This is a genomic window from Armatimonadota bacterium (assembly GCA_013359125.1).
Classification (GTDB): domain Bacteria; phylum Armatimonadota; class Fimbriimonadia; order Fimbriimonadales; family GBS-DC; genus JABWCR01.
This window is the reverse complement of the sequence record JABWCR010000006.1, coordinates 56,693-73,434: the sequence shown is the minus strand read 5'-3', so window position 1 is coordinate 73,434 and position 16,742 is coordinate 56,693. Positions and strand designations below refer to the sequence as shown.

Below are 16,742 nucleotides of genomic sequence, written 5' to 3'. Positions count from 1 at the left end.
GATATGAAGGTCAATAACACGACCGCCATTGTGCTTTGCGTCGTCGCGCTCGTAGCCGTCGCCGTGGTGTTCTTTATGTACAACAAGGGGCCGGGCGACACCCGAAATGCGCCAAAGTTGGATAGCTACGACACGAATCCAGGGTCGACCAGGGATTCCGGCACGGGGCAGCCCGGCCAACCTGGCCAGCCAGGCGCGCCCGCTCCAGTCGGCAACCTCTAACCGTCTATTTCGACGATCCGCCTGGTCGCCTCGTTGAATAGCAGCCGGGCGATCTCGTCGTCGGATAAGGGTTGCGGCATATCGCGAGGCGATTCGGCCGGACAGACGAAACCGAACGGTTCGTCGCCAGCATTGACCCATCTGTGCGGCGTCATGGGAGGCACAGTGGCCGCGTCGAACGGTTGCAAGTTCACCACCTGGTCGCCGATCAACGCCTCCCCATGCCCTCGGATCACAACGATCGCGTGGGCGTGTTGATGCTTCTCTAACCTCGAATACCCGCCAGGCGCGATCTCAAAATACCGAAGGTCGAATCGCGCTCCTTCGATCGCCCTGAAAATCTCGCATCGCGTAACGCCTTTCCAAGACATCCCCCGCGCGCCCTGCTCTCCGTCGGCATACCGCTTCTCTTCAACTCCAACCCATCGATGGCCCTCTCGGTCGAACGGGATTCTCATAGCTCTATCACAACCTTTATTGCTTCGTTTGCCTCTCGAACAAGGTCGTACCCGCGTTGAACCTCGTCTAACGCCAGCCGATGAGTAACCAAGCGCTCGGTCGGCAACCCCGCTTCGATCATGCGCACGGCCTCTACAAACTCCGCGGCGCCGGCTGAGTAACTCGGAATCAGGCTGATCTCGTCAAAGTAGACCTTGTGCGCATCGACCGGCCATCTATCATCGGGAGGAAGCGGTGTGAACACCACGACACGTCCTCCTGGCGCCGATAGACTGACCCCTAAGTCCAATGCAGATTGAGAACCAGGACATACCACGACCACATCCCCATTGACATCCGAACCTTCAGTCGGATCCAAGGCCGCAAGGCCCAAATCGCGGGCAAAAGCCAATCGCACCGGATTTAAGTCGATCCCAGCTATCGAACGGGCCCCCATTCGCTGCGCGACCAACGCATGAAGCAGCCCCATCGCGCCCAAACCAACGATTACAAGCCTGTCGGAAGCCTCGAATCGTGCCCGGCGAAGCGACTTGATCGCGCAAGCCAACGGCTCGGTCAAAACGTAGCTTTCAACCGTCCTGTTTCCGCTCAAAGCGACGACGTCCGATGTGGCTATCTCAGGCGGCACGACGACTCGTTCGCTCAACCCGCCCGGATTCAGACGAGACGACCTCCATTGCCCGCAGTGAACGTCGTCCCCTCGCAAACAGGTCGGACATTGCCCGCAGGCCGCGTGGTGATGCAGCGCGATCAGCGTTCCCGGTGCGATCCCGTCTCCCTCGATCACCCGTGCGACGATCTCGTGTCCCGGCGTAAAGGGTGCTTTTTTTGCCATGTACCAGTCCATGACCTCGCCCGTGCACAACCCGCAGGCGACCGTCTCGACCAGCAATCCGCCTGGCTCTCTGGCAGGAAGCTCGCGCTCCTCGATGCGAATGTCGTTCGGCGCATAGTAGACGGCGCATTTCGTTCGGCTAATCATCGTTGATAAAGGCGTACTTCGCCCCCCGGCTTTGATCCAAATCCTCAAATGTCTCAACAAGGCGATCTAACGACCTCCGCTCCGTAATCAACGGCTCCGGGTCTATCTCGCCTTCTGCCAATCGACGCAGCGCTTCCTGGGCGTCTTGAGTCGTATAGTGAAACGCACCGATCAGCGCAACCTCTTCGTAATGCACCCTCTCTGCGGCGATATTGACCATTGCGTCTCTCGTCAACCCGCTATAGAACAAAACCTTTCCGCCCGGCTCCGCCAGCATCGGCGCCAAACTCCAAACTTCAGGGCTGCCGGTCGCCTCGATCACTAAGTCGGCCAATGGCGCATCCTTAATGGCCACCACCTCCGACGCGCCTAAATCTTGTGCTACAGATGCTTTTTGAGGCGACCGAACCGCAACCGTCGCGCGCAACCCCCTGCGTTTGGCCTCCATCAGGTGAAGCATCGCCATCGTGCCCCCGCCCAAGATCAGCACAGACTCGCCCGGCAACGGCTCGCACGCTCGCCAAGCCCGAATCACGCAGGCTAACGGCTCTGTAAAGGCCGCCGTCTCAAATCTCAAACCGCTCGGTTTGCGAAAGAGATGCACCGCGGCAACCTTCGCATGGATCAGCACAAAGTCGGCGAAGGCGCCCAGCACGACCGACTCCATCAACCGCCGGCACAAGTTCTCGCGCCCCTTTTGGCACTGTGGACACTCTTTGCACGGTGCGGTCGGCGTCCACACGACCGCATCGCCCGGTTTGAACCGTTCGATGCCTGCGCCAACCTCTAAAACCTCGCCAGAACCCTCGTGCCCAAACGGTCCGAACGGCAACCGCGCATGGCCGTGCCGATAGGTCTTCAAATCCGTGCCGCAAGTCAGCGCCGCGCGCGCCCGCACCAAAACCTCTCCCGGGCCAGGAGATGGCGGTTCGACGCGGCGCAACTCCAGCGCCCGAGGAGCGATCAAATAACCTTGCCTCACGTCCCTAGTCTACCTAAACCAGGTAAACTCGCTTCGCCATGATGCTCGCGTCTGCCCGCGTCTTGCTCGAAGGCCTGATCGACTATGCGGGACTCTATCCGCCCGCCTGCTTGGACATGTCGGCGACCGTCCAAAACTATGCCGACTACCGACAAAGCGAATGGTCTTGGGCGCTGGGCCGACTGGTGGTTCCCGCCCCGCGCCTGAAAGAACTGGCTGCAAATGCGCCGCCCGATGTAAGATGCCCCCTAGCCGTTCTATTGGGCGAGAATCCGGATGAAGAAGCGCAAAAGGCCCTGGCGTTTTGCGAGCATGACGGTCGATTTACCGTGGATTGCTTCGAAACCAAGACGCTTCCAACAGACATCTTGCCCCGCCCGACCTATTTCGAAACGCCCAACCCGACGGATGCGATAGAACAAGGCTTCTATCCCAAAATCCGCATGGGCGGAATTACCCCCGATCTCATCCCCCATCCCCAAAACGTTGCCCGATTTCTCATGTCGATCGGGGCAAGCCCTTTCAAGGCCACCGCTGGCCTTCACCACCCCTTCTGCGACGAACACCCATTGACCTACGAACCAAACCCGCCGCGATCCTGGATGCACGGCTATGTCAATCTCGCAGTGGCCGTCATGCTGAGCGACGAAGCCGAGATGATCGAAGCGTTAACCGCCGATCGCTCGGATTTCCAGTTTCATGAAGACAAAATGAGTTGGCGAGATCGAGCATTCGACCTTGAAACCATTCGCGCCCTCCGCCGACGATGGACTTCCTTCGGCTCCTGCTCGTTCACCGAGCCAACCCTCGAACTGCTGGAACATCTGAAATGACCCCATTGAACGAAACCCATGATCCGAACCTCAAGAGTTGGGTCGATTCAGCCCAAGACAGCGAATTCCCTGTCCAAAACCTGCCCTTTGGCGTCTTTTCGCCGTCTTCCGCAGAACCCCGCATCGGCGTCGCGATAGGCGACCGTATCTTGGATGCGCGCGAGTGGGCCAAGAACGCCGATCTGTCCGAAACCATCAAAGCGGCGCTATCCCGTCCAACCCTAAATGGCTTCATGTCGCTGGGTCAAGAATCTTGGTCCATGGTCCGCCTGGCGATCAGCCGGGCCTTGCGCCAAGACGGCGATCGCAGCGCGCCGCTTTACAAAGCAAGCGATTGCACAATGCATCTTCCGGCAGACATTGGCGACTACACCGATTTCTATGCCTCGATCTATCACGCGACCAACGTCGGAGCGCTCTTTCGTCCCGACAACCCGCTCCTGCCCAACTATAAGCACATCCCCATCGCCTATCACGGCCGCGCTTCTTCGGTGGTGCCTTCTGGAACCCCGATCAAGCGTCCCAAAGGCCAGACCAAGGCCGACGACGCCGAATCGCCCACATATGGCCCCAGCCGCGTGCTCGATTACGAACTGGAGATCGGCGTCTTCATCGGCCCGGGCAATCAATTGGGCGAGCCGATCGACGCTAGTCAGGCCGAGCAGCAACTTTTCGGACTCTGCCTCCTCAATGACTGGTCTGCGCGAGACCTCCAAAAATGGGAGTATCAGCCCCTCGGCCCCTTCTTGGCCAAGAACTTTGCCTCCACGATCTCGCCATGGATCGTTACGACTGAAGCGCTGGCGCCTTTCCGATGCGACCCGTTCCAGCGCCCCGAAGGCGACCCTCAGCCATTGTCATACCTGTTGCCCGCAGGCAGCGGCTTCGACATCCATCTTGAAGCCCAAATCGCCCAGGCGGATACAGAGCCTATGACCCTCTGCCGATCAAACTCCAAATGGCTTTACTGGACCATCGCACAGATGATCGCCCATCACACAAGCAACGGCTGCAACCTAAAGCCGGGCGATCTCATAGGAACAGGCACGATCTCTGGCCCAGACATCGAAAGCCTGGGTTCCCTGCTCGAATTGACCCGCGGCGGCAAACAGCCCTTCCAACTGCCGAACGGAGAGTCGAGACGCTTCCTGGAAGATGGCGACCGCATCGTTCTCCGGGCAAGATGCGAGAGACAAGGATTTGCGTCGATAGGCTTTGGAGAATGCTCAGGCGAAATCGTGGGCGCTTAACTTCTTAACGCCGCAAGCCTTGGCTCTCGAGAAGCAGGACTGTCCAAACTAAATGAGCGCGCATCCCCGATCTCGTCGCGCACAAAACGCTCCATCTCGACAATTTTGGCCTTTAGAACGGCATCCTCCGGCACAAACAGCGTTCTTTCTATCTTGCCAACGCTCGGATCGAACTCCCAAAGCCCGATAAGCCGTCCTCGATCAAATATCCCGTGGCTCGGCAGGTCCTGCAATCCGCCCACCGAGGTCGTCGTCTTCTCGCCGTACACCTCTCGCCCGGCGTCTTCTTGAGCGACTACTGACGCCGAATCTCGGCGCAAAAGCACGATCGAATCGAGGCTGGACACCAACGAGTATTGAGGCTTAGAAGGCGGTCTGTGCGCCTTAAAGTCGTCCAGTTCGTCGCCGCATATCAAGTAGTCCGACCCCGGTTCGATCGGCATTAGACCGATGGCGTCCAGCGCGGACTGCGTCGCCTTGACGCCAATGCCCGCAAAAGCCTGAAACTGCTTGGCCGTCGCTGGGCCGATCCATCGAAAGTACTTCTTGGCCAATTCGGCCATCGCTTCGTCAAATGTCAACGAAGAACCGTCCAGAGGACTGGGCCGCCAAAGCGCATAGGCATACCGTTCGTGATCCAATCGCCCGTCCACCGGCACGCGACGAATCTTCCCGACTGCCTGCAAACGGCCCAGCGCCGAAGGCAGCGTCGAGACCACGCCTTTCTTCTTGCCCTCGTCCCCCAAACTGCGCACCGCGCCCCCTAGCGATTGTCTTAAGCCGCGGGAATCGAGCGCCCCTTTCGCCAAGGCGTCCAATACCATCGCCATCAACCGGTCCAATTCCTCTTCCGTAACGCCCAGGCTCTTCTCCACGCCGGACAATCCCGGCTTCGAGCCCGTGCCTTGCGCTGCAATCAGTGCAAGCGCATAGTCGCTCTTGGGGATCAGATAGGTGCAGCCCCTGGCACTGGGCAGTTCGTGAATCTGCAGGTCGGCGACCGATTGCTCGGCTTGCGCTTTTCCAATTCCGGCCCGGGCGAACAGGGCGATATAGGGATTGCTGCCGCCCACGGTGCGCGCCCAACCGGACTTTTCCAACACCGCCTTGGGCGAAGCCCCTGCCAGGCTTCCGTCCAATCCCTGCTTTGCAAACCACCACGACCAAAGCTTCTCGTTTATCATCGTTCCTAAAGGCGCGGGTATAGTTATCCTTCGGTCTATGGATCAAGTCCAGGGAGCCGTTTAGGCATGGAGCGCCGGGGCTAATGTTACCCCTGTTGCGCCGCATTTTGTTTGGCCGGCCGTTAGCCTCCAGACGGGCTCGACACGAGCGGCTTCCTAAGATGTTAGCGCTCCCCGTTTTCGCCTCCGACGCCCTCTCCAGTTCGGCCTACGCCACCGAAGAGATGCTCTTGGTCCTGTGGATGGCCGGCGCCGCGGCCTTAAGCCTTACCCTACCCATTACTGGTTGTATCATCGCCCTACTGGCCATCGTCATCTTTTCCTATCGCCAAACGGTACACGCCTACCCAGAGGGAGGCGGCGCGTTCACCGTCTCGCGCGAGAACTTGGGCGACGGCTTCGGCTTGACGGCCGCTGCGGCTCTTCTGATCGGGTACTTGCTGACTGTTGCCGTCAGCATCGCCGCAGGCGCGGCGGCGGTCGCGTCCGCATTCCCGGCCTTGCAGGAGCATCGAACGTTGCTGTGCCTGATGTTTATCGCGCTCATCACGATAGCCAATCTGCGCGGAGCCAAGGAATCGGGCGCCCTCTTCGCCCCGCCCACCTATGGGTTTGTGGCCGTCATCCTCTTTATGGTCGGGTTTGGAGCTTATCGATACTTTTCAGGCTCCGTCGAGCCGCTGCCCCCGAAGGATCCTCCGGGAGAACTTCGAGATTTAAGCTTCTTCTTGATTCTCACCGCCTTCGCTCGCGGCTGTGCGGCGCTGACTGGCACAGAGGCCATCTCCGACGGAGTGCAAGCCTTCAAAGCCCCCGAGGCCAAGAACGCCGCCGCCACGCTGGCCTATATGGGCATCTTGCTGACGCTGCTCTTCGGCGGGATCTCCTGGCTGGCCCGCGTCTTGGGCGTTACGCCCGTCGGATCGCACGGCGAAGGCGCCGAAACGCTCGTCTCCAGCATCGCTCGGTTGGTCTTTGGAGGGAGCGGAATCGACGGGTTCTATTACGTGGTCCAAGGGGCGACCGCCCTGATTCTGATCCTGGCCGCCAACACGGCCTATGTCGATTTCCCGCGACTGTCCTCCATCTTGGCGCGCGCCGGTTTTGCGCCCAGGCAACTGGCAAACGTTGGCGACCGATTGGTGTTCACCAACGGCATTCTCGTCCTTGGACTCCTGGCCGGCTTGACGCTTTGGATCGTGAAAGGCGATACCCATGCGCTGATCCCGCTCTATGCGCTGGGGGTCTTTCTCTCCTTTACCCTCTCCCAGTCCGGCATGGTGGCCCGCTGGCTTCGTATCAAGGGCCCAGGGTGGAAGCTCTACGCCGCGATCAACGGCTTCGGCGCCATTACCACCGCGATCGTCTGCGTCGTTCAGTTCCTGGTCAACTTCGAAAGCGGCTCTTGGGCCATCGCCATCGCCATATCGATCATGGTGCTCGCCCTGACCAAAATCAAACGCCATTACGACCAATTTCGACGAGAACTCTCGGTGGAAAACTACGAAGTCCGAGAAAAGTTGAACGTTCGAGTGGTCGTCCTGGCGCCCAGACTCGATAGAGGCGTCGCCCAAGCCATCGAATTCGCCCGCACCATTGCCGAACCCGAGCATATCATCGCCCTCCACGTCAACATAGACCCCCAAGCGCCCTCCATCTACCGTCGCGTGGTCAAACGCGGCCCGAATCTCGAGGCCAAACTGCAGTTTATGCACCCGGCGGCGCAGCGCCTGCAGGACGAATGGGCGACCAAGATCAAAGACATCCCGCTCACTATCATCGACTCCGAATATCGCTCCCTCGTCGCGCCCGTCATCGAATACCTCGACAAACTGATTGAGGAGGAGAAACTCGACAAGGCGATCGTGGTCATCCCCGAGTTCCATGCGGCTAAGACATGGCATAATCTGTTGCACAACCAGTCAGGTTTGATGCTCAAACTGGCCTTGCTCAATAAACCGAACGTGGTGGTCACCAACGTGCGATACCGGCTTTCAAGATAGGCGACAATGGAAGGCGAACGACACATACTTCTGGCCTACAAAGGCAGCGCGGCAGATCAAGCGGCTCTCCGGATCGTCTGCCGTTTGGCCAAAAGCATCCGCGCCCGCATTACGCTCGTGCACGTCCTAGAGGTGCCGCTCTCCTACGAGGTCGATGCGTTAGACATTCCCGGCCTGGACGATGCCGAACAGCGATTAGAAGAGGCCGAAAAAATCGCCCGCAAACTGGGCATAGACCTGCACGCCGACATGATCCAATCCCGCGAAGCCGGAATGGCGATCGTGGGCGAGGCCGAAGAGATCGCCGCCGACCTCTTGGTTGTAACCGACAGCCGCCGCCACCGCCCCTTAGAACGCCCCATCGGCTCGACGATCCGCTACCTCTTCCAGCGCGCGCCCTGCCCGGTATGGACCATCTACCCCTCGGACGAAAAAGCGGCCTTTTGAAAAAATGTAGCACAATTTTAGGTACGAATCGCGCCCCTTATTCCAAAAAGTACTTCCGATCGAGCGTGCGATACTGCGCCGATTCCATCAAGTGCTCGATGCGTATGCCCGGATCGCCTGATAAGTCGGCAATGGTGCGAGCGACTTTCAACAGCCTGTCCAATGCGCGAGCCGAGAAGCCCATCGCCCGCGTCAAATCCTTCAACTGATCCCGCGACTCCGCGTCCAGTTGACAATGGGCGCGCAACATCCGACCGTTCATTTGAGCGTTGCAGAATGCGTTCTCGTTCTTAAACCGCTCCAACTGCAGCGCTCTTGCCCTCTCGACCCTATCGCGAATGGCCTCCGAGCCCTCTCCGGTCGCCTGGCCCAACAAATGGTCCTCATTCAGGCGCGGAACCTCGATATGAATGTCGATACGGTCGAGCAACGGCCCAGAAATGCGCTGAAGATACTTCCGTATAGTAAAAGGCGAACAGGAGCAGGCCTTGCGCGCATCCCCGTAATAGCCGCAAGGACAGGGGTTCATGGCGGCCAACAGCATAAACCGTGCCGGATAGGTCGCGCTGGCCTGTACGCGAGCGATACTGACCAATCCGTCTTCTAACGGTTGGCGCAAAGCCTCTAACACGTCTCGCTTAAACTCGGGCAACTCGTCCAGAAAGAGCGCGCCGTTGTGCGCCAGGCTCACCTCGCCCGGTCTTGGCGAGGCGCCGCCGCCGATCACCGCAGCGTACGAAGTCGTGTGATGCGGCGACCGGAACGGTCGATCCGTCATCAGACCGCCCTTTGCCTTCAGGACTCCTCCCGCGCTATAGATGCGAGTGGTCTCCAAGGCCTCTTCCAGCGTCATGCTGGGCAAAATGGTCGGCATCCGCCGGGCGATCATCGTCTTGCCCGACCCAGGAGGGCCGATCATCAGCATGTTATGCCCGCCCGCGGCCGCGATCTCGGCGGCTCGCCGGGCCTCCGGCTGGCCCTTCAACTCGTCAAAATCGACCGGATATTCAGGGAGCTTCGATAAAATGGCATCCAGGTCGGCGTAGGCGGGCGATTCGGAACTGAAATCGTGCAGAATTCGCACAACATCCCTCAAATCGCCCGCGCCGTAAGCGGACACTTCTCGAACGACCGCCGCCTCCTCGGCATTCTCCTTAGGCACGATCATGCGCCGAAACCCCATCTCCTTCGCCATCAATGCCATTGACAAAGCGCCGTTGATCGGTCGGAGCGTGCCGTCCAAGGAGAGTTCGCCGGAGAACAGACAACCCTCCAAAGATTCCAAAGGCGCTTGACTAGAGGCCGCCAAGAGTCCTACCGCAATGGGAAGATCGAACGATGGGCCCTCTTTGCGCACATCGGCAGGGGCGAGATTGATCGTCAATCGCTTCCAAGGATACGAAAGTTCGACGTTTTGAATAGCGGTCTTTACTCGCTCGCGCGATTCTTGCACCGCGGCGTCCGGCAGGCCGACGATGGTGATCTGTGGAGCGCCGGGCTGGATGTCCACCTCGACGGTAACCAGATAGGCATCGATGCCTTGAAGCGCGGCGGACTGGACGATTGCGAGCATAGGCGGACGGGACTTGATTCTATGCCCTTTGTCGGGTCTCCTGCCGCCCTATCCGTGTTATAATACAATCGAGGCGTTCTTGGCCCCAAGCCGGTCGCGCCCAGGATTGGCAGTTAGAGTTAGGAGGAGACAAATGCAGAAGCGATTATGGAGTTGCGCCGTGTTGCTAGCCGTATCGACCATGGTATTTGCTCAGGACGAGACGATCATACACGGCCCGAGCGAGATCGTTACCCCTGTTTTCCGCTCAATGAAGAACATTTCTCAGGCTCACCTGGCCGATAACCGGCTGGAACTTCCCAAGTTTGCACAGCGCTACGTGCACAAGCCAAAGGGTAAGGACGACGCGCCCGGTACCGATAGCGAAGGGCCATACGCCATCGATGAGAGCGTTTTCGGCGGCACGATCCAGGCCTATACCCTGGGCCGAGGCTTTGCCGGTCCGGCGCCCAACGAATGGACGCCGCCCGACCCCGACATGGCGGTTGGCCGCAACCATGTTATCGGCGTGAACAACGACGACATCGTCATCTACACGAAGAATGGTCAACAGCTCTCCTCGGTGGATGCCAACACCCTCTTTAACAGCAATGACTTTATCTTCGACTCCTGGTGCGCTTACGATCCATGGTGGGACCGCTTCTTGGTTCTGTTCGCCCGTCAGCAAAGTCCTCAGAGTTCCTGGGAACTGGCCGTTTCGCGCACGGGCAATCCGATGGACGGCTGGTGGGTCTATCGGATCAATGCAAGGTTGCGAGCTGGCCAAGACATCGCCCAGTGGCCGGATTATGAAAAACTAGGCTTCAACAAGGATGTGCTCGCGCTGCACGGCAATATGTACCAGTTCGGCGGTGGGTTCTTGGGCTCCCAGATAACGTTGCTGAACAAAGCGCAGATCTACAACGGTCAAGCCAGCACAAGGTACGACGTGTTCTACTCGGGCCTTGGAACCTTGCACCCTGCCGAGATGTTCACCATGCCCGACGGACAAGAAGCGCTCTTCTTGTGCGCGGTCGGCGGCGGCAATCAGATGCGCGTGCGCAAGATCATCAACCCGTCGCAGTTCTGGGCCAATGGAACCGAGCCGACATTCGAGAGCAACAACGTAGCGATCCCGAACTATGCTTCGTCTCCAGGCGGCCGCCAGCCAGGTACGACCACCCGAATCAGCAACATCGATTCCAGATTGCTCAATGCGACCTATGCTCACGGCGTGATGACGACTGGCCACAGCGTTGCTCGAGATTGGGGAGACGGTCTGGGCAGTCGCGCCGCGGCCCGCATCTATAGAATGACTGTAGCCGTGGGTCAAACGCCCAGCGTTACAACCGTAACTTATGGCGCGCCAGGGATGGACTACTACTTCCCAGCCATGCAGGTCAATCGCGACAAGGACATCCTGTTCATCATGGGGCGTTCGTCCGACAGCCCGGCTACATTTGCCGAGGTCGCCGTTTCGGCATGGCGCAACGGCCAGCCAAACCCAGAATCGGCTACGCCAGTCGCGCTGGGCAACTCTGCGTACGGCGGCAACCGTTGGGGCGATTACTTCGGCGTCGGGCTTGATCCCACCGACATGCGCACCGTCTGGGGCGTTGGCCAGCGAGCGACCGGTGGAAACTGGTCGGCCTGGATTCAAGAGTGGCGGTATTCCGTCCGTCCAGGCGATGTGGACCTAAACGGCTGCGTGGACGACACGGACCTCGCGGCCGTGCTGGCCGCTTTTGGCCTAAACAGCCCGTTGCATCCCGCCGATCTGAACACCGACGGAAGGATAGACGATGACGACTTGGCCATCGTGCTCTCAAACTTCGGAGCCGGGTGCTAAGGGACCGACACTAATGCCATTCGCGGCATGGCTCCGATAATAGAACCATGCCGCGAAGCGTTCTAATAGTCGATGACGTCAAGTACATGCGAGATCGTCTTCGCGAGATCCTGTCCGAACTGGGAGTTCAAGTGGTCGGGGAGGCCGAGAACGGGGCGATCGGCGTCGAGCTCTACCAGACGCTTCACCCAGATGCGGTCTTTATGGACATCGCGATGCCCGAAATGAACGGCCTGGAAGCGCTCGAACGGATCAAGCAGGCCGATCCAATGGCCAAAACCCTGGTTTGCTCCGCATCGGGAAACAAGGAAGTTGTGATGGAAGCCATCAGGCTGGGAGCGGCCGACTTTATCGCCAAACCGTTCCAGCCCGATCGCGTTTTACAAGGTCTGCGCAGGGTTTTCCCCGAACTCTAACGGCGCTGCGCCAACGACGTTCGGATGACTTGGTCCATCTCCTTCTTTTTGGCTTCGCCCAGCCCCGAAGTCGAGAAGGCCACTTTGCCCTTTCGATCAATGACCACGAACGCGGGAATGCCGCTGACGTTGTAAGCCTGTCCGACCGAGCCCTTCTCATCGAGCGCCACTCGGAACGAATAACCGTTTTGCTTCATAAAGCCGGCGACCTTCTGACGGTCTTCCCTCAGATTCACAGCAATGACGGCCAACTGGCCCGACTTGGCCTCAGGGGAGACGGACAAAGCTTGCGTATGAGGAAGGGTCTGCTTGCACGGCCCGCACCAAGTGGCCCAAAAGTCGAGCACGACGACCTTGCCGCCCAACTGCTTGTCCGACACGACCTTTCCTTCCAGGTCTTTCAGCGAGAACTCAGGCGCTGCCGTGCCGACTGCGATCGGACCGCGATTCTGAGCGGTCGTCAGAGCAAGAGTCGACAAGACGGCAATGCCGATAGCCAAAGTAAGCTTCTTGATCATCTGTTACCTCCGGATGTAACGTCCGAAGGTAACTACGAGCAACGAGCGATTGCGTTCCTGTGGTTTTAGTCGTCGCAACCGTCGCCGAACCGCTCCAGCACCAGCGCAAGGTCGGTATCGTCCACAACGCCGTCGCCGTTGATGTCGGCAGGGCAATCGGTGCACTGGGAGCCGAAGTTCTCCAAGACTAAGGAGAGATCGTCATCGTCCACGCAACAGTCCCCGGTGACGTCGCCAATGATGAAAGCGTGATCGCCCTCGATGGTGAAGGACATGTCGGCCTCCCATCCAAAAATCTGGCTGCCATCTTGCGGGCTTGATCCAAATCCGAATCCGTTGCCAGGATTGTGGAACACATGCTGAGACTTCTGAACGGGAGTGTTCCGCCACCAGAACCACTGCAGGCCGGAGTTGTAGTCGCGCACCACATAGACCGTCATGAAGTACTGACCGGCAGGCAAAATAAGGCTTAGGTTGTTAAACTCCAGCAGGCTCGCTACATTCTCGCCCGTTTCGATACCGCCCGCATCCAAATAAATAGTGCCCGGATTCTCAAAGTCAGCGCGTTCCTGAATGCGAACGCGAACGGCTTGATTGTTCGCCGCGTTGCCAAGTTCGTTGCCATAAGCCGTGATCTTTCTGATTCGCCATGCGCAACCGTCCACGGTGAAATCGTCGAACTGAAAAATCGAGAACTGTGGATAATCCGGGAAGACCTGAGAGGCAACGTCGTAATCGAATCCGTCGTAAGGATCGTCCCAGAGCAGAGATTGGATACCGATCCGATCCAAGAAACTGCCAGCCTTCGTGCTGGAGTAAGAGGGTTGCGCCACAGCCATAGCAATGGACGCCGCCGATAAGCCTAATAGCATCAATAAACGGTGCATAGGTGCCAAGCCTCCTTCGTCTGCAGGCGGCAAACCGCCGCCCAAGATATTATATCACGGCAAAGGCCAATCGCGGCGCTAATAATGCCAGTCAACTTCGGTAACTTCGGTGGCGTGCTTCTCTATAAACGCTCTCCGCGGTTCGACCTTGTCGCCCATCAAAAGGCTAAAGAGTCGGTCGGCCTCGATGCCGTCTTCGAGCGTAACCTTTACAATGGCCCGCTTCGTTGGGTCCATGGTCGTCTCGGCCAGGTCGTCGGCGTCCATTTCGCCCAAGCCCTTAAAGCGCGTTACTGCGATGTTCTTGGTCTTAACGTCCTTTAGAATGCGGTCTCGCTCTTCTTCATCTTGAGCATAGAACTGCTCGTTCTTGCCCACGCGAATGCGAAAGAGCGGCGGCTTGGCAATGTAAATGTGCCCCTCATCGATCAGCGGACGCATATATCGAAAGAAAAGGGTCAGCAACAATGTCCGAATGTGCTGCCCGTCCACGTCGGCATCGGTCATCAGGATGATCCGGTGATAACGGAGCTTGCTCAAATCGAACTTGCTGGCCGCCTCGCCGCCGTTGTTGTCCGCTTGCCCGTTCATCGCGATCCCAGTGCCTAGAGAGGCGATCAAGGCGCGGATTTCCGCATTCTCCAGCGCTTTGTCCAGCCGCGCCTTCTCGACGTTCAGCACCTTGCCCTTAAGCGTCAGGATGGCTTGCGTCCGGCGATCTCGACCGCCCTTGGCCGAACCGCCTGCCGATTCGCCTTCGACGAGAAACAGTTCGCTCTTGCTGGGGTCGCGCTCTGTGCAGTCATAAAGCTTGCCGGGCAGGGAGCCGCCCTCCAGAGCGCTTTGACGGCGCACAAGCTCCGCCTGCTTGCGCGCGGCCTCTCGCACTCGTTGAGCGGTTACCGCCTTGTCGATTATCTTGCGGGCGATCGACGGATTCTCTTCCAAAAACTGCGTAAATCCCTCGCCTACGATCGAGTTCACCAAACCCTGCATCTCAAGGTTGCCCAGCTTGGACTTGGTCTGCCCCTCAAACTGCGGGTTTAACAGTTTCACCGCCACAACCGAGGTCAATCCCTCCAAAACGTCGTCGCCGGTGAAGTTCGCGTCCTTTTCCTTAAGCAAGCCCGCTTTGCGCGCATACTGGTTCATAACGCGAGTCATCGCCGTCTTGAATCCTGAGAGGTGAGTGCCGCCTTCGTGCGTGTGAATGTTGTTCGCGTAGGTGAAGATCGTAGCCTGGTATCCGGCGTGATATTGGAGAGCTACTTCGACCTCGGTGTCCTCTCTCGCGTTTCGGAAGTAGATCGGCTTGTGAATGGGGTCCTTGCTCTCGTTCAGGAACTCGACCAACTCCGCGATGCCGCGCTTGTAGAAGAACTCGAAAGTCTCGCCCGTAACTTCATTTGAAAAATGAAACCGAGTGGAAGGGTTGAGGTAAGCCAGCTCCCTCAGCCGTTGCGTGAAGAAGTGATATTCATACTTGAACTCGCCAAAAATCTCATGATCGGCCAGCCAGCGAACCTTGGTGCCCCGGTAATTAACCTTCTTGACCTTCTCTAGATCCTTGACCGGAACGCCGCGCTCAAACCGCTGATGATGGAGCCATCCATCGCGCGCGACCTCCACCTCTAACCACTCCGAAAGGGCATTGACCACCGAAACGCCGACGCCGTGCAAGCCGCCCGAAAACCGATAGCCGCCGCTGCCGAACTTGCCGCCAGCGTGCAGCATCGTCATCACGACTTCGACGCCTGGGCGGCCAGTGTCGGGATGGATTTCGACCGGAATGCCGCGACCGTTATCCTGAACGGAGAGGGAATTGTCCTCGTGCAGGACCACGTCGATCGTGTCGCAGTGGCCGGCCATCGCCTCGTCCACCGCGTTGTCGGTTACCTCTACAAAGAGATGGTGAAGACCCTTGGTAAAGACGTCGCCGATATACATTGCGGGCCGCACTCGAACGGCCTCCAACCCTTGGAGAACGGTCAGTTGTTCAGCAGTGTATTCGCCCTCGACGACCGAAGAGGCCTGTTCGACGCTCTCGCCTACCGAAAGTTCGTAAACTTGCTCTTCGCCGGGCTCATCGGGGAACGACAGTGGGGCTTGTTCGCTATTGGCGGCCATGAGGGCGCAGCCTCCCTAAATTTCGTGCCTTCAAGTCCCTCAATTATGGCAGATTTAGGTAAGAAAAGTCAACGGCAGACCGCACCCTTCATCCTATCTTCTTCGCTTGACCTCGATCGTGTTCTCGATCGTATAGTTGCTGCCCATCTCATCCAGCGCCTTGCGAGCCATCCTCTCCGCTTTTGCCTTTTGCGAAGCATTGGCAACGCGACCGGTCAATATGACCTTCGTTCCAGATTGTGCGACATAGACGCCCGCGCGCCTCAACTCCGCATCCTCGTTGATCGAATCGTAGACATAACGGGACATATTCAGCAATGGCACGGGCTCGGCTCGAACTTCGTTGCCTATAGTCGCCTCGCCCTCCATGCCCTCGGCCATGTCCTTGAACATGTCGAACATGGATGAGCCAGACTTGTTTAGCGATTCGAGTTCCTTCTCGAGATCGAACTTGGCAATGCCCTCTAAACGGGCGATAGACGCAATGTTGACGAGGCTCAGATCCAGTTCGCTGTCCGCGTTTGCGCCCCCTCCGAACAATGTCGAAGGGTCAGGCTCGTCGCCAGAAGCCATCGATTCCATCATAAGGGTCATGAAGTCTTTTGATTCAGATTTGATCCGATAGGTAACCAGGAACGTCTGCCCTGCAATCTGCAGCGTTTCGCCCTTGGTGTAGGCCGCGTCGCCTTTATCGCCGCCGCCGAACATTTGATTGAGGAAGGCCATGCCCATCATCGCTTCCGCGCCCGATTCGCCGCCGCCCGGCTCGCTCGACATCGTAGAGCCAAGCATCATCATGGGCATCAATTGCTTCATGAGGTCTCCTTGGCCGTCCCCCGATCCGACAAGGGTCAACTTGACCCGCTTCCATTCGGAAGTCAAGTCCTTAAGCTTCATGCTTACGGGATATCGATCGCCCGACAGCAGTCCAGACAGGTCCTGCGCCTGCACAGCCAACAGACTAAAGCACAATGAAATCGCAAAAAACGCTCTCAACATGGCGCCCTCCTGTTCGACAGGGATTTGCTGTA

16 protein-coding genes are annotated in these 16,742 nt (G+C 58.4%); 7 read left to right on the top strand and 9 right to left on the bottom strand.

Going from position 1 to position 16,742, the window contains the following annotated elements; genetic code table 11:
• Positions 1-3: 3 nt before the first annotated feature.
• Complete coding sequence (locus HUU60_04695; protein ID NUL82010.1) at positions 4-222, top strand: hypothetical protein; 219 nt, start codon at positions 4-6, stop codon at positions 220-222.
• On the opposite strand, the gene HUU60_04690 is transcribed toward HUU60_04695, so the two are convergent.
• From HUU60_04690 to HUU60_04680, 3 genes are read right to left on the bottom strand one after another with little or no spacing between them, the layout of a single operon-like run.
• A complete protein-coding gene (locus HUU60_04690; GenBank protein NUL82009.1) occupies positions 219-680 on the bottom strand; it encodes a cupin domain-containing protein in 462 nt (153 codons plus the stop codon). The two genes, HUU60_04695 and HUU60_04690, sit on opposite strands and share 4 nt — an antisense overlap.
• Positions 677-1,663: an alcohol dehydrogenase catalytic domain-containing protein gene (locus HUU60_04685; GenBank protein NUL82008.1), complete on the bottom strand. Its 987-nt coding sequence runs from the start codon at positions 1,661-1,663 to the stop codon at positions 677-679. The genes HUU60_04690 and HUU60_04685 overlap by 4 nt, the downstream gene beginning before the upstream one ends.
• The gene (locus tag HUU60_04680) at positions 1,656-2,645 is read right to left on the bottom strand and encodes an alcohol dehydrogenase catalytic domain-containing protein (protein ID NUL82007.1); all 990 of its coding nucleotides are present in this window, start codon (positions 2,643-2,645) and stop codon (positions 1,656-1,658) included. Before HUU60_04680 ends, HUU60_04685 begins: the two co-directional genes overlap by 8 nt.
• Positions 2,646-2,683: 38 nt before the next feature.
• On the opposite strand from HUU60_04680, the gene HUU60_04675 reads away from it, so the two are divergent.
• The gene (locus HUU60_04675; GenBank protein ID NUL82006.1) at positions 2,684-3,478 is read left to right on the top strand and encodes a hypothetical protein; all 795 of its coding nucleotides are present in this window, start codon (positions 2,684-2,686) and stop codon (positions 3,476-3,478) included.
• A complete protein-coding gene (fahA, locus tag HUU60_04670; GenBank protein NUL82005.1) occupies positions 3,475-4,728 on the top strand; it encodes a fumarylacetoacetase in 1,254 nt (417 codons plus the stop codon). The genes HUU60_04675 and fahA overlap by 4 nt, the downstream gene beginning before the upstream one ends.
• Here the strand turns inward: fahA and HUU60_04665 are convergent.
• Complete coding sequence (locus tag HUU60_04665; GenBank protein ID NUL82004.1) at positions 4,725-5,912, bottom strand: winged helix DNA-binding domain-containing protein; 1,188 nt, start codon at positions 5,910-5,912, stop codon at positions 4,725-4,727. The genes fahA and HUU60_04665 overlap by 4 nt on opposite strands.
• An 83-nt stretch (positions 5,913-5,995) precedes the next feature.
• On the opposite strand from HUU60_04665, the gene HUU60_04660 reads away from it, so the two are divergent.
• Both HUU60_04660 and HUU60_04655 read left to right on the top strand, forming a co-directional pair.
• Positions 5,996-7,915, top strand: coding sequence for an APC family permease (locus HUU60_04660; GenBank protein ID NUL82003.1), 1,920 nt, complete (start codon positions 5,996-5,998; stop codon positions 7,913-7,915).
• 6 nt (positions 7,916-7,921) lie between these two features.
• Positions 7,922-8,362: a universal stress protein gene (locus tag HUU60_04655; GenBank protein NUL82002.1), complete on the top strand. Its 441-nt coding sequence runs from the start codon at positions 7,922-7,924 to the stop codon at positions 8,360-8,362.
• 37 nt (positions 8,363-8,399) lie between these two features.
• Here the strand turns inward: HUU60_04655 and HUU60_04650 are convergent, their stop codons facing one another.
• A complete protein-coding gene (locus HUU60_04650) occupies positions 8,400-9,935 on the bottom strand; it encodes a YifB family Mg chelatase-like AAA ATPase (GenBank protein NUL82001.1) in 1,536 nt (511 codons plus the stop codon).
• A gap of 133 nt (positions 9,936-10,068) precedes the next feature.
• On the opposite strand from HUU60_04650, the gene HUU60_04645 reads away from it, so the two are divergent.
• A complete protein-coding gene (locus HUU60_04645; protein ID NUL82000.1) occupies positions 10,069-11,763 on the top strand; it encodes a hypothetical protein in 1,695 nt (564 codons plus the stop codon).
• A gap of 47 nt (positions 11,764-11,810) precedes the next feature.
• Positions 11,811-12,179: a response regulator gene (locus HUU60_04640; protein ID NUL81999.1), complete on the top strand. Its 369-nt coding sequence runs from the start codon at positions 11,811-11,813 to the stop codon at positions 12,177-12,179.
• On the opposite strand, the gene HUU60_04635 is transcribed toward HUU60_04640, so the two are convergent.
• From HUU60_04635 to HUU60_04620, 4 genes are all read right to left on the bottom strand, one after another.
• Positions 12,176-12,697 (bottom strand): TlpA family protein disulfide reductase, encoded by a 522-nt coding sequence (locus tag HUU60_04635; protein NUL81998.1) that lies wholly within the window; start codon positions 12,695-12,697, stop codon positions 12,176-12,178. The two genes, HUU60_04640 and HUU60_04635, sit on opposite strands and share 4 nt — an antisense overlap.
• 65 nt (positions 12,698-12,762) lie before the next feature.
• Positions 12,763-13,584: a hypothetical protein gene (locus tag HUU60_04630; protein ID NUL81997.1), complete on the bottom strand. Its 822-nt coding sequence runs from the start codon at positions 13,582-13,584 to the stop codon at positions 12,763-12,765.
• A 78-nt stretch (positions 13,585-13,662) separates the two neighbouring features.
• A complete protein-coding gene (gene gyrB, locus HUU60_04625) occupies positions 13,663-15,711 on the bottom strand; it encodes a DNA topoisomerase (ATP-hydrolyzing) subunit B (protein ID NUL81996.1) in 2,049 nt (682 codons plus the stop codon).
• Positions 15,712-15,804: 93 nt separating this feature from the next.
• Positions 15,805-16,710, bottom strand: a complete 906-nt coding sequence (locus HUU60_04620; GenBank protein NUL81995.1) for a BON domain-containing protein — start codon at positions 16,708-16,710, stop codon at positions 15,805-15,807.
• Positions 16,711-16,742 lie beyond the last annotated feature (32 nt).